This is a genomic window from Paenibacillus sp. GCM10027627, assembly GCF_042675505.1.
GTDB lineage: Bacteria > Bacillota > Bacilli > Paenibacillales > Paenibacillaceae > Pristimantibacillus.
In genome coordinates, this window is record NZ_JBHTHB010000001.1 from 476,019 (window position 1) to 488,180 (window position 12,162).

Here is a 12,162-nt window from a genome sequence, read left to right on the forward strand (position 1 = left end):
TCTCATTTTCGAAAGAGGTGCTTATCGTTGTCTGACATTAATATGTGGCTCGCGCTCGGGGCGGGATTCGCTTCATTCATATCGCCCTGCTGCTTGCCGCTGTACCCTTCGTATTTGTCCTACATAACAGGAATATCCGTCTCGGAACTTAAAGATTCCGGCTCGCTTACAAAAGGGAAACGAATGCTGATGATGACGCACACGCTGTTTTTTGTGCTTGGCTTCAGTACCGTTTATTACACGCTCGGCTATGGCACCAACGTTTTTAGCGAGTTTTTCAGCGAATACGATGATCTCATCCGTCAATTATCTGCTATTTTAATTATTTTGATGGGTTTGTTCCTGATCGGTATTTTTCAGCCTCGATTACTGATGAAAGAACGTCGCTTTAATTTGATTCCGAAAAAGGCGAACTATCTCAGTTCCTTTATTTTCGGCATTGGCTTTTCCGCTGGCTGGACACCTTGCACTGGACCCGCGCTAGCTGCCATATTGAGCCTTGCGGCTTCGGAGCCGGGAACTTGGTTTAGCTTAACGAGCGCTTATGCGATCGGTTTTGCCGTTCCGTTTTTTATTATGGCTTTTTTCCTCGGCTCGGCGCGCTGGATTTTGAAATACTCCGCAACGGTTATGAAAATAGGCGGCGGAATTATGATTTTAATGGGAGTTTTGCTGTTTACGGATCAAATGACCAAAATTACGATTTGGCTTAATGTCATTACTCCGGATTGGCTCAAATTTTAAAGCGGTTTACGTAAAATATTCAATTTTTGCATCTGGGAAATGTTCAAAGACGCGTTCCGATATAAACAGGCGGAGCGCGTCTGCTTGTTCATTGGGATAAACATATTTGCCCTGTCCCCAGCGGCCCCATTTATATTTCCTCTTTTCGATATCCATTTCAAGCTTCGTTTTTGGATATCTTTTTTCAATGACGCCTTTGGCCGTTTTGGTAAAACGGTGCTGGATCAGCTCGAACGTTAGATTTTCCCTTGCGTCGCTAGGCAAAGCTTGATCCAATGCGGCAAGCAGCTCCGCATAACCTTCTTCCCAGCCCTCATGCCAAATGATTGGCGCGATAATAAAACCGATTGGATACCCTGCTGCGGCTACTTTAGCTGCCGCTTCAATCCGCTGCTGAAATTTTGACGTAGCCGGCTCAAAATGTTTGATGACATATTTGGAGTTAACGCTAAATCGGATACGCGTATGGCCATTATGGTTAGCATCGAGCAGCGAGTCGACATGATGAAACTTCGTTACGAAACGAAGCCGTGCAAGCGGCTGTGCGCCAAAATAGTCGATCAACTCGCGCAGGCTGCCGGTAATCGGCTCAAGTCCGACGGGATCGGACGTACAGGCCGCTTCGAAACGGGTAATTTCGGGTGCTCTTTCGTCAATATAGGTTTGAGCGGCATCCAAAATATCGTCAATATTCACATAAACCCGAATGTACGGCTTGGCGCCGAGCGTAGTTTGAAGATAGCAATAATGGCAATGAGCCATACAGCCGGTTGCAATCGGAATGGCGTATTCAGCGGAAGGTTTGGACGTATCGAATTTTAATGTTTTGCGTATGCCGACAACAAGCGTGCGTTTTGCAATCCGATATTGCTCAAGCTCCGTTTCGCCAGGCAAATTGGTAATTCGGTTATGCGATGTCGTCATTCGGTAAGGGATGCCTTCTTTTTTAACCCATTCAAAAATGCGTTGTCCTTTCGGGTAATCAAGCGCGGCTGGCTCAAAATAAACAAGCTCCGGCACAAATGAAAGCGTGGAGCGATCAACGCGCGGCCGGTCCAGCGTATCGGTTGTCATGCTGCATAACCTCCTATGGCTTACGGTTGTGAATTGTGGGCGAAGATGGAGTATAGGCTGCTTTGGGGCAAAAATGATTGCTAAGCTTTATTGTTTGAAAAGAAAGCCCGCCTCAAACTGGAAAGATAAGCGCGGTTGCCGCTTGGAAAATGGTGGCGCAATTGCCGATGCGAATGTCGAATAGGTTGCAGGGGGGATAAGGAACGTTGTATGATACATAGAGTACGCCGAGGAAACTGGGTGAAAGAAGCAAGCTAAGGAGGTTCTTGGGTGCCGACTCCGAGCATGGAAGATTATTTGGAACGGATTTATAAGCTTATTGACGAGAAGGGATACGCACGTGTATCTGATATAGCCGAAGGGCTGGAGGTGCATCCTTCCTCCGTTACGAAGATGATTCAGAAGCTCGATAAGGACAACTATCTCATTTATGAGAAATATCGCGGGCTCGTCCTCACCAACAAAGGCAAAAAGATGGGGAAGCGGCTAGTTGACCGCCATCAGTTGCTGGAATCGTTTTTGACGACGATTGGAGTGCAGGAAGAAAATATTTATAAAGATGTGGAAGGAATCGAGCATCATTTAAGCTGGGATTCCATTACTTGTATCGAAACGCTTGTGGAATATTTCCGCAGGGACAGCGCCAGATTGGACGAGCTTAAAGCGTTGCGCTCCGAAATGGATAACGATTAGCTTGATCTTCACAAGTGAGGTTGAAAGTGATAATGTTTTCTATTCACCGCCACAAAGCAGTCGATGCGGTTCATCGTTTAAATACGGGCAATGAGCGATATTAGGTTCGTACATAGTAGAAATGGAAAAAAGAAGGGACGAATCCGCATGTGATTCGTCCCTTCAAAGCGTTTATGAAAATTGAAGAATACACGTTGGTTGGATTTTGCCAGTCATTCAATCAACCTCCAGCGACTAAACCATCCACCGTAGAAGCTTTTTGATTGGGATTCGGGCAGCAGATGTTATGGCAACTCGTACTTAGAACAATTCAGAACCAACCAAACAAAAAAGGGACAGCTCATCAAGAGCCGCCCCTTTTCTTATGCCTCCACATCAATGATATTTAGGCAAATTATCGTCGTCCTTGCCGCCTTCAATGACTCGGAACGGTACCGTTTTGGAGCGAGGCCGATCTCGTCTCGTTTTCGCTGCGGTTGACCGGCTTGGTGTGACGGTTGTTCGTTTGTAGGAAGCGGAACGCTGCCCCTTTAAAAAGGAAGGCGGATATTTGTAAAGTAAAAAAATGCCGCCTAATATAACGATGGGGAGCAGTATGTCAAACAGGTTTCCAATAAAGCTCATCACGATTCCGATGGCTAGCAGGACAAACAAGATGACAGCGCCAACGCTCCATTTTTTTCTAGGATTGTACATGTTGGTTCACGCCTTTCCGTCGCATGTATGGCAAGCACTGCACGAAACTAAGATTTTGACAATTGCTGATCCAGTTCTCGCATCCGGTTGAAGGAAGCGATCGAAACCGCTACTTGTTCGTCTTTAGGCTCTTTTGTCGTCAAAAGCTGAAGCCAGAGGCCAGGGTAGCCCAAGAAACGAAGCAGCGGGATATCGCGCACCGCATTGGTCACACGAAGCACTTCATAAGAAATGCCGAGAACGACAGGAAGCAGCGCGATTCGGATCAAGATACGGTCCCATAGTCCTTGCCATTCAAAAATCGGCAAGGAATAGAGGACTACGCCGACAATAACGGTAAACACGATAAAGCTGGAGCCGCAACGATAATGCAGCCTGCTGTATTTTTGCACATTGCCCACTGTGAGATCTTCTCCTGCTTCGTAAGCGCTGATCACTTTGTGCTCCGCGCCATGATATTGGAAAAGCCGCTTAATGAGCGGGGTCATCGAAATAAAATACAAGTAAGCCAGCAGCAAAATGATTTTAATAAGTCCTTCTAATAAATTATGGCCGATGGTGCTGTCGAATAACCCCTTAAACAACAATTCTTCCAAAGCGGCAGGCACACCAGTAAAGATCAGCTTGCCCGCAATAAACGAAAGCACGCCCGCCACCGCCACGCTGATGACCATTCCGGCGCTTAGTCCCTTTTTCTCAGGTTTCGCCTCGACCTTTGGCACGGCGTTTTTTTCTTCTTCTTCGGTTTCATCTTCCGCGTAAGCTTCCATTGAAAAATTCAAATGCTGTGAGCCTTTTGCGCTGGATTCCACGATGCCTACGACTCCACGCACAAACGGGATTTTTTTTAATGGCTGTACCCATCTTTGGGTAGTCCGGGGCACCTCGTAAAATTCGATTTCATCGTTTTTGCGGCGTACCGCAGTCACGTTGACATGCCGGCCGGCGAACATAACACCTTCAATGACCGCTTGTCCCCCGTAAATATTTCGTCCTTGAGACAAAATCGTTACCCCTCTCTAAAATAAATTTATCCATCAGTCATAAATTGACGGAAATTCTAGTGCTTTCATCTATTTACTATTGTACTTGTGTTTACTATTGTACTTGATCTTAGAGCCAAATGCGAGTGGCTGAAGGCGCACTGTACGCTTCGCAGCTATCTTGACGATTATGGAAATGCAAAATTTCACATACTAGAAAAACAAGTCAAGTTCTGTCATCAAGAGAGGGTGTGTTCCAAAATGGCAAAAAGCTCATCCGGAAAAAAACGCGGAAAACAAAAAGAAAAAAATACGAATCCATGGCTTTTTTTATTGGAGATCGGTTTTTTCGCCGGGTTGTTTTTTGGCGTGCTGCGCTGGGTTTGTTACGAAATGAATTTTACGCTTGTTCTGCCGGGATTTTTGGCGGACAATTTTTTTCGCAACGCCTTTTTGCAAACTGGCTGGGGCATTGTGATCGGGATCGGGGTTTATACCGTCTATTCCATTGCGATGGCGTTTTTGTACAAGCTTGCGTTGGGGAAATTTAGAGGGCCGTGGCCGGGTATTTTATACGGCTTAGTTTGGTGGGTGATTATATTCGCCGTTGTCGGACCGCTGCTTGGCATTTCTCCATGGATGAACAAATTGGGCTGGAATAGCATCATTACAGAGTTGTGCATTTCCACGTTATGGGGGCTATTTATCGGATACTCCATTGCTTTTGAATTTACGGATGAGCTGTCAAGGGAACCCATGGCGATGAAGTCTTGACATACTCCCTTCTCAAGAAGCGGGCATTTGTGGTAAAATGTCTTGTGATCTTCGGCATAAGGTAGGATTAAGCCGCTCTGGAGGTGCAAGCATGCGCAGAATCGCTGTATTGAACGGCCCCAATCTGAATATGCTGGGCATTCGCGAGCCCGGCGTATACGGCAGCGAGTCATTGGCCGCTATCGAGGAAATGGTGAAGAAGCGGGGAGAGCAGCTTGGCTTTGAAGTGTCCTGTTTCCAAACCAATCACGAGGGCGAGATGATTGACCGCATACATAGCGCGTACGGCCGCGAGGATGGTATCATTATTAATCCGGGGGCATGGACCCACTACAGCTACGCTATACGAGACGCTCTGAGCAGCGTTGCTTTGCCTGTCGTTGAGGTGCATTTGTCCAACATTCACAAGAGGGAAGCATTTCGTCACGTATCGGTAGTGGCGCCGATTGCCATCGGCCAAATTGCCGGCTTCGGCTCGAATGGCTATTTGCTGGCACTCGATGCGCTGGATCGGCATCTACAACTTCAGAGCAACGACAGCAAAGAATAAAGGGGAGAGCATGATGACGATGGAACGAGTGAAACGGCTAAGAGCTCTGCTTGAGGAAAAGGGACTTGAGGCGCTTTTGATCGGCAGCTCTTATAACAGAAGGTATATTAGCGGATTTACAGGTTCGTCGGGTTACGTGCTTATTACAGGCACCGGAAGTTATTTGCTGACGGATTTCCGTTACCGCGTTCAAGCTGCTGAGCAAGCGGCAGGCCTCCAAATTGTTGAACATGGCACAAGCCCATTGGAAAACGTGAAGGAGCTTCTTGTTCAAGAGGGGATTACAAAGCTTGGTTTTGAACAAGAGCATGTTACATTTGCGGAGCATGGACAATGGACACGCTTGCTTGGCGACGACATTTCGTTGATGCCTGTTTCGGGTCTTGTAGAAAAGCTCAGAATGATCAAGGATGACGCCGAGCTGGCTATTATGCAGGAAGCGGCCGATTTGGCGGACAGAACGTTCAGCCATATTATAGGTATTCTTGCAACCGGAATGAAGGAATCGGATGTTGCGCTTGAAATGGAAGTGTTTATGCGCAGCAATGGCGCAACAAGCTCCTCTTTCGACACCATTGTCGCCTCCGGCGAACGTTCCGCGTTGCCGCACGGCGTAGCGAGCAGCCGAGTCATCGGTGTGGACGAGTTCGTCAAGCTGGACTTTGGCGCCTACTACAAAGGGTACTGCTCGGATTTAACGCGCACGGTCGTCATCGGAAAGCCTTCTGACAAGCATCGTGAAATTTACGATATTGTGCTTGAAGCGCAGTTGAACGCGCTCGCCAATATCCGGCCGGGCATGACCGGTATGGAAGCGGATGCGCTCTGCCGCAACATTATTGCAAAATATGGCTACGGCGATCACTTTGGCCATGGCACGGGACATGGGCTAGGCATGGAAATCCATGAGGCTCCGCGTTTGTCCAAGCTAAGCGATACGATTTTAACCCCCGGCATGACCGTAACGGTGGAACCAGGCATCTATGTACCCGGCTTTGGCGGCGTACGGATCGAAGACGACATCGTCATTACGGAATCCGGTATTAAAATATTGACCTCATCCTCGAAAGAGCTTATCTGTCTGGGATAGGAACAACCAATCAGGAGGGAATCAGCAATGATTTCAGTAAACGATTTTAAAACAGGCTTGACCGTACAAGTAGATACCGACATTTATACCGTATTGGACTTCCAACACGTTAAACCGGGCAAAGGCGCGGCATTTGTTCGCTCCAAGCTGAAAAATCTTCGCAACGGCAACGTTGTGGAAAAAACATTCCGTGCAGGCGAAACCATTGGCCGTGCCATCATTGAAAACAGAGCGGTTCAATACCTGTACAACTCGGGCTCCGAGTACACGTTTATGGATAACGAAACATTCGACCAATTCAACTTGGATAAGAAGCAGCTTGAGTGGGAGATTAACTTCTTGAAAGAAAACATGAACGTTAACATCTCCAGCTACCAAGGCGAAATCCTTGGCATCCAAATGCCGAACAGCGTTGAGCTGGCGGTTGCGGAAACAGAGCCGGGCGTAAAAGGCAACACAGCGCAAGGCGCAACAAAAAATGCAAAAGTGGAAACTGGCCTGAACGTTCAAGTTCCTTTGTTTATTAATGAAGGCGACGTTCTGCTGATTGACACTCGCGAAGGAAAATATATTTCCAGAGCTTAATACACACGAAGCTTTCATCTATTATAAAGACGCCTCTCCAGATGGCTATGCCACTTGGAGAGGCGTCTTTTTGCAGGGAAAGATTTAACAAATTGCTATATCGCAATGACGCGGTAATTCGAACAGGTTTTTTTGGCTAAACCTATACCCACACCTAAGGCAATTGTGCTATAATATGAACTTGCATGTATATGTCAAGGTTGGGAGTGAGCAGCTTTGTCTTTGATCGTAATGAAATTTGGCGGCAGCTCCGTCGGAACGCCGGAGAGAATGCAGCGTGTAGCAAAAAGGATATTGGATAGGCAGCAAGAAGGCAACGATATCGTTGTCGTTGTGTCTGCCATGGGTGATACAACGGACGACCTGATCGATCAATCCAAAGGACTCAACCTGAACCCGCCCGCAAGAGAAATGGATATGTTGATGACAGTAGGCGAGCAGATTTCGATTGCTTTGCTTTCGATGTCAATTCACCATTTGGGTGGCAAAGCGATGTCCTTTACGGGCTGGCAAGCCGGAATGAAAACGGACGGTGTACACGGCAAAGCAAAAATTTTGGATATACAGCCGGATCGTCTGTTCAATGCTATGAAAGAAGGAAATATTGCCGTAGTGGCCGGTTTTCAAGGCATGTCCGAAGACGGAGAAATTACGACGCTTGGACGCGGCGGCTCCGATACGACGGCAGTTGCGCTTGCAGCAGCCATCAAAGCGGATGTTTGCGAAATTTATACCGACGTCGACGGTATATACTCCACGGATCCTCGCGTTGTCAAAAACGCGCGCAAGCTGGATGAAATTTCGTACGACGAAATGCTGGAGCTCGCTCATTTGGGAGCGGCCGTCCTGCATCCGCGCGCTGTAGAATATGCAAAACATTATAACGTGCGGCTGGTCGTACGATCCAGCTTTACGCAAAATGAAGGTACAAGTGTGAAGGAGGATGCGGTCATGGAACAAGGCGTGGTCGTACGCGGCATCGCTTTTGACAAAAACGTAGCAAGAATCAGCATTATGGGCGTCGAGGACGTTCCCGGCGTTCTAGCCAGTGTATTTGGCGCTCTAGCCGATAATGGAATCGATGTGGATATCATCGTGCAAAGCGGTGTTCAAGACGGTAAAGCCGATTTTTCGTTTACGGTTTCTGGTGACGACAAAGACAAAGCGATTGCAGCTATTGAAGGAATTCGTCAAGCCGTGCCATACCGGGAAACGACTTCCGAAGCAGGACTTGTCAAAGTTTCGATCGTTGGCGCAGGCATGGTCAGCAATCCGGGCGTAGCCGCCAAAATGTTCGCCGCCATTTCTTCTCTTGGCGTAAGCATCAAGATGGTCAGCACCTCCGAAATTAAAACATCTTGCGTCATTACGGCTGAGCCGCTGAGCGATGTCGTTCGCGCTTTGCATACCGCATATGGCCTAGATACCGAAGAACAAGCATTTGTCGGCGGACCGTCTGAACGTAGATAATAGCTATCATTTCTTATTATAAATGGCAAGAGGCATCCCGAGTGGGATGCCTCTTTTTTGTTGTCCATCCGCCGCTGTTTATTAAAAACGGACAATCAACTGATCGCTATTTAAATAGGGAACAAGATTGATCGTATTAATTAGAGAACAGGCCTCGATGTCGTCTTTGGACCCAAGTTTAAGCAGTCTTTTGCCGGATTGGCTATTGATAAGAGTTGACAATACCGACGCTTCGCGATCCCGATAAAGAGAATGCATGGTATGGCCAAAGTCGTCCGTATCGATTTTAGCGGCGCTTTGCTTTGTAAGACAGTCCAGAAGTAGCCCGGCGCATAAGCCGTCTTCAATGGCAAAGTCGTCATGGTTGCCCGCGCAAAGAATGACGATATCCCGGCGGAGATCGAGTGCATATTTGGCGCATGCCTCCGCATTGAGCAAAGAGGCGATCACAACATGATCCGCTCTCAACGATTTGTGGATAGCCCGAGTTCCATTTGTGGTGGTCAAAATGATTTTGCGTGTCCCTACGGCAATCTCTGAATATTCTTTAGGCGAATTGCCCAAGTCGAATCCCGCGATTTTGCGGCAAAACCTTTCTCCCCCCAGCACATCGCCAGTCCTTTGCATCGCTCTTGCATCCATCACGGTCTCCGCTGTGACAATGCTTGCCGCTCCCGCTGACAATGCGGTGACGATGGTGCTCGTCGTTCGCAGTACGTCGATCACGATAGCCGTTTTATGATGGAAGCGGGCTGAACATGCCTCATTGACGCTGGATATGACCTGGACTTGCATTCCACACTACCTTCTTTCTTAACCCATATACTCTTAAAAGTTCATTGCTTCATTTACTATATGCCGCGAAGTGTGGGCAGGTGTCCGGCATGTTTTTCAGACAAGCCCGCATATACATATAGAAGAAGGAAAGATCGAAGGGGGGTGCTCAACATTGCTGAATAAAATCGTGCTTAGCATGGCCATGCTCAGACTGCTGTCCGGAAGTATCGAAATAGCGGCTGCCCTAATCATGCTCCGTATGAATTCAATCGACAAAGCGCTTCTCGTTAATTCTTCTCTCGCTATAGTAGGACCGCTCATTCTTATTGCTACAACAACGATCGGCCTGGTTGGAATCTCCGACAAACTGTCGGCATCCAAGTTTGTTTGGGTGGCGGCAGGAGTGGTTTGTCTCATGATTGGCATTTTAAAAAAATAATAGATTGCGAATCTAGCAGATTTCCGCGGAGGGGTCATATTTTCGTTAGACAAGCATACATATGTAACAACATAAGACAAACATCGGGGAGTGAATCAAAATGCTGTCCCAAATCGCCCATCTATTGCCGCTAGAGTTGAAGCGACTGCTGGAAGGTCTTCCGACTGACGTCATGGGAGCGCTTGAAGAGATTAGAATTCGCGAAAATCGTCCACTTGAAATCGGATATCGCGGATTGTCCCGCTTTATTTCGGCGGACGGAGAGCTTCGGCAGCAGCCGGACGGTGCCAGAAAGCCAACAGGGGAAGAGTGCCGCAAACTTCTGGAGCGAGTAACGAATTATTCTCTCTACGCGATGGAAGAAGAGCTGCGGCGAGGCTATATTACCATTTCTGGCGGCCATCGTATTGGACTTGCCGGCAGGACGATTTTGGATGGCGGGACAGTTCGGGGCATAAGGGATATCGGAGGATTCAACATACGGATTGCCCGGGAAGTGATCGGCGCCGCATCCAAGCTGCTGCCGAAGCTGAGAGATCATGCACGCGGGTCGATCAGCCCGACGCTTATTCTCGCTCCTCCCCAGCAAGGAAAAACGACATTAATCAGAGATATCGCAAGGTCGGTCAGCTACGGATTATGGTCAGGCGCCGAAGGCCAAGCCGGAGGCGGCAGAAAAGTAGGCATCGTGGACGAGCGTTCCGAAATTGCAGCCTGCGTAAGAGGGGTTCCCACCTTTGATGTTGGTCCCCGCACAGATGTCATGGATGCTTGCCCGAAAGCCGAAGGCATGATGATGCTGCTTCGTTCCATGTCTCCCGAGGTATTGATCGTAGACGAAATCGGAAGGGCGGAAGATGCGGATGCCATTCGTGAAGCGAGCCATGCAGGTGTTAGTGTCATCGCCACGGCTCACGCTTACGACATCGGAGACGCTGCCGGACGTCCGGAGCTTGGCAAGCTGATACAGGATGGCACCTTTGATCAAGTGGTGGAATTGAAACGAAGTCGAGATGGCATCATGCATCGGATTGTAAACATCAAGGCGCTGCTCGCCTCCTCCAAGCAGAAGCGTTCCGAGGACTTGGCCCTAAGCGAGACGTTAAGCGCTATAGGAGCTGGGCGTATGACGGAGCCGCGATGATGAAGCTGGTTGGAGCGTTGCTCATTTTGCTGGCGGGCACGTTGATCGGATTTCAGCAGGCGGCCAGATTCGCGGACCGTCCGAAGCAGCTTCGGCAATTGGCTCATGCGCTTCAGCGGCTTGAAACCGAAATTGGCTTTGGGCACACCCCGCTGCCGGAAGCGCTGGAGCGCACGGCGGAATCGACGGAAGCGCCTCTGGATTCTCTTTTCCGAGACGCGGCGGCCGGACTTTGGAGCGGGGAAGCTTTATCCTTTCAACAAAGCTGGGAGCTTGCCGCGAGGTCGCGCTGGCCCGAAACGTCGATGAAAAACAGCGAGCTTGGCATTATGCTCCGTCTTGGCTCATCTCTTGGCATTAGCGATAAAGAGGATCAAATGAAACATATCCGGCTGACGCTGCTTCAGCTGAAGTCGGAAGAAGATGCGGCAAGAGAAGATCAAAGGCGCTATGAGAAAATGTGGAAAAGCCTTGGAGCTTTGCTCGCTGTACTGATCATCATTTTGATGGTGTAAGAGGGTGCGCTACTTATGAACATGGATGTCAGCGCCATTTTTCAAATCGCTGGAATCGGCATCATTATTGCGATGATCCATTCCGTTTTAAAGCAGATGGGAAAAGAAGATATGGCGCATTGGGTAACCGTTATCGGATTTGTTGTCGTGTTGTTTATGGTCGTACGGCTGTTAAACGATTTATTCCAGGAGATTAAGACGATTTTTTTATTCCAGTAGGTGAACGCGGTGGAGATGATACAAATCGTCGGGTTTGGGCTCATGGCGACCATCCTTATATTGGTCGTTAAAGAACAGAAGCCGATGTTCGCTTTTCTTCTGGCGGCGTTTACAGGTTTGTTTATTTTTCTATATGTGATCGGTAAAATTGAGGCGGTTATCGCCGTCCTCGAAGATTTGGCGAACCGGTCAGGCATTCCTTCCATTTATCTGAAAACGGTGCTGAAAATAATCGGAATTGCTTACATCGCGGAGTTTGGCGCCCAAATTGTTAGAGATGCTGGACAAGAAGGCATTGCCTCCAAAATCGAATTTGCCGGAAAAGTGTTTATCCTCGTCATGGCAATTCCCATCATCAACGTCATTGTCGAGACGGTCATCGGATTGCTGCCGGCGGGGAGTGGATGAA

The 12,162-nt window shown here is 48.4% G+C and carries 16 protein-coding genes; 12 read left to right on the forward strand and 4 right to left on the reverse strand.

Annotated elements, in window-relative coordinates:
* Window positions 1-27: 27 nt before the first annotated feature.
* Window positions 28-744 carry a cytochrome c biogenesis CcdA family protein gene (locus ACFQZE_RS02115; protein WP_379353162.1) on the forward strand — a complete coding sequence of 239 codons (717 nt, stop codon included), beginning with the start codon at window positions 28-30 and terminating at the stop codon, window positions 742-744.
* Between the two features lie 6 nt (window positions 745-750).
* Here the strand turns inward: ACFQZE_RS02115 and splB are convergent, their stop codons facing one another.
* A complete protein-coding gene (gene splB, locus ACFQZE_RS02120) occupies window positions 751-1,818 on the reverse strand; it encodes a spore photoproduct lyase (RefSeq protein ID WP_379353165.1) in 1,068 nt (355 codons plus the stop codon).
* Window positions 1,819-2,088: 270 nt separating this feature from the next.
* Here splB and mntR point away from each other — a divergent pair, with 270 nt between their 5' ends.
* On the forward strand, window positions 2,089-2,511 hold the full coding sequence (gene mntR, locus ACFQZE_RS02125; RefSeq protein WP_379353167.1) for a transcriptional regulator MntR: 423 nt from the start codon (window positions 2,089-2,091) through the stop codon (window positions 2,509-2,511).
* 375 nt (window positions 2,512-2,886) lie between these two features.
* Here the strand turns inward: mntR and ACFQZE_RS02130 are convergent, their stop codons facing one another.
* The gene (locus ACFQZE_RS02130; RefSeq protein ID WP_379353169.1) at window positions 2,887-3,207 is read right to left on the reverse strand and encodes a hypothetical protein; all 321 of its coding nucleotides are present in this window, start codon (window positions 3,205-3,207) and stop codon (window positions 2,887-2,889) included.
* Between the two features lie 47 nt (window positions 3,208-3,254).
* On the reverse strand, window positions 3,255-4,211 hold the full coding sequence (locus ACFQZE_RS02135) for a DUF1385 domain-containing protein (protein ID WP_379353172.1): 957 nt from the start codon (window positions 4,209-4,211) through the stop codon (window positions 3,255-3,257).
* A 240-nt stretch (window positions 4,212-4,451) separates the two neighbouring features.
* Here ACFQZE_RS02135 and ACFQZE_RS02140 point away from each other — a divergent pair, with 240 nt between their 5' ends.
* From ACFQZE_RS02140 to ACFQZE_RS02160, 5 genes are all read left to right on the forward strand, one after another.
* A complete protein-coding gene (locus ACFQZE_RS02140) occupies window positions 4,452-4,964 on the forward strand; it encodes a YqhR family membrane protein (protein ID WP_379353174.1) in 513 nt (170 codons plus the stop codon).
* Between the two features lie 91 nt (window positions 4,965-5,055).
* Complete coding sequence (aroQ, locus tag ACFQZE_RS02145) at window positions 5,056-5,514, forward strand: type II 3-dehydroquinate dehydratase (RefSeq protein ID WP_379353176.1); 459 nt, start codon at window positions 5,056-5,058, stop codon at window positions 5,512-5,514.
* Between the two features lie 13 nt (window positions 5,515-5,527).
* Complete coding sequence (locus ACFQZE_RS02150; protein ID WP_379355461.1) at window positions 5,528-6,604, forward strand: M24 family metallopeptidase; 1,077 nt, start codon at window positions 5,528-5,530, stop codon at window positions 6,602-6,604.
* Window positions 6,605-6,631: 27 nt separating this feature from the next.
* On the forward strand, window positions 6,632-7,189 hold the full coding sequence (efp, locus tag ACFQZE_RS02155; protein ID WP_379353178.1) for an elongation factor P: 558 nt from the start codon (window positions 6,632-6,634) through the stop codon (window positions 7,187-7,189).
* Window positions 7,190-7,405: 216 nt separating this feature from the next.
* The gene (locus ACFQZE_RS02160) at window positions 7,406-8,659 is read left to right on the forward strand and encodes an aspartate kinase (RefSeq protein WP_379353181.1); all 1,254 of its coding nucleotides are present in this window, start codon (window positions 7,406-7,408) and stop codon (window positions 8,657-8,659) included.
* Window positions 8,660-8,740: 81 nt separating this feature from the next.
* On the opposite strand, the gene ACFQZE_RS02165 is transcribed toward ACFQZE_RS02160, so the two are convergent.
* Window positions 8,741-9,454, reverse strand: coding sequence for a 2-phosphosulfolactate phosphatase (locus tag ACFQZE_RS02165; RefSeq protein WP_379353183.1), 714 nt, complete (start codon window positions 9,452-9,454; stop codon window positions 8,741-8,743).
* Window positions 9,455-9,608: 154 nt separating this feature from the next.
* Between ACFQZE_RS02165 and ACFQZE_RS02170 the strand changes: the two genes are divergently transcribed.
* From ACFQZE_RS02170 to spoIIIAD, 5 genes are all read left to right on the forward strand, one after another.
* Window positions 9,609-9,875, forward strand: coding sequence for a YqhV family protein (locus ACFQZE_RS02170; RefSeq protein WP_379353185.1), 267 nt, complete (start codon window positions 9,609-9,611; stop codon window positions 9,873-9,875).
* Between the two features lie 100 nt (window positions 9,876-9,975).
* Window positions 9,976-11,019, forward strand: coding sequence for a stage III sporulation protein AA (gene spoIIIAA / locus ACFQZE_RS02175; RefSeq protein WP_379353187.1), 1,044 nt, complete (start codon window positions 9,976-9,978; stop codon window positions 11,017-11,019).
* Window positions 11,016-11,534, forward strand: coding sequence for a stage III sporulation protein SpoIIIAB (gene spoIIIAB, locus ACFQZE_RS02180; RefSeq protein WP_379353189.1), 519 nt, complete (start codon window positions 11,016-11,018; stop codon window positions 11,532-11,534). Before spoIIIAA ends, spoIIIAB begins: the two co-directional genes overlap by 4 nt.
* Window positions 11,535-11,549: 15 nt before the next feature.
* Window positions 11,550-11,753 carry a stage III sporulation protein AC gene (spoIIIAC, locus tag ACFQZE_RS02185; protein ID WP_119799452.1) on the forward strand — a complete coding sequence of 68 codons (204 nt, stop codon included), beginning with the start codon at window positions 11,550-11,552 and terminating at the stop codon, window positions 11,751-11,753.
* 9 nt (window positions 11,754-11,762) lie between these two features.
* Window positions 11,763-12,161: a stage III sporulation protein AD gene (gene spoIIIAD, locus ACFQZE_RS02190; RefSeq protein ID WP_379353192.1), complete on the forward strand. Its 399-nt coding sequence runs from the start codon at window positions 11,763-11,765 to the stop codon at window positions 12,159-12,161.
* Window position 12,162 lies beyond the last annotated feature (1 nt).

What these genes read in the sequence shown, in the direction of transcription:
- splB (WP_379353165.1), bottom strand. Translation starts at nt 1,818, where the DNA reads ATGACAACCGATACGCTGGACCGGCCGCGCGTTGATCGCTCCACGCTT.
- ACFQZE_RS02130 (WP_379353169.1), bottom strand. Translation starts at nt 3,207, where the DNA reads ATGTACAATCCTAGAAAAAAATGGAGCGTTGGCGCTGTCATCTTGTTT.
- ACFQZE_RS02140 (WP_379353174.1), top strand. Translation starts at nt 4,452, where the DNA reads ATGGCAAAAAGCTCATCCGGAAAAAAACGCGGAAAACAAAAAGAAAAA.
- aroQ (WP_379353176.1), top strand. Translation starts at nt 5,056, where the DNA reads ATGCGCAGAATCGCTGTATTGAACGGCCCCAATCTGAATATGCTGGGC.
- ACFQZE_RS02150 (WP_379355461.1), top strand. Translation starts at nt 5,528, where the DNA reads ATGACGATGGAACGAGTGAAACGGCTAAGAGCTCTGCTTGAGGAAAAG.
- efp (WP_379353178.1), top strand. Translation starts at nt 6,632, where the DNA reads ATGATTTCAGTAAACGATTTTAAAACAGGCTTGACCGTACAAGTAGAT.
- ACFQZE_RS02165 (WP_379353183.1), bottom strand. Translation starts at nt 9,454, where the DNA reads ATGCAAGTCCAGGTCATATCCAGCGTCAATGAGGCATGTTCAGCCCGC.
- spoIIIAA (WP_379353187.1), top strand. Translation starts at nt 9,976, where the DNA reads ATGCTGTCCCAAATCGCCCATCTATTGCCGCTAGAGTTGAAGCGACTG.
- spoIIIAB (WP_379353189.1), top strand. Translation starts at nt 11,016, where the DNA reads ATGATGAAGCTGGTTGGAGCGTTGCTCATTTTGCTGGCGGGCACGTTG.
- spoIIIAC (WP_119799452.1), top strand. Translation starts at nt 11,550, where the DNA reads ATGAACATGGATGTCAGCGCCATTTTTCAAATCGCTGGAATCGGCATC.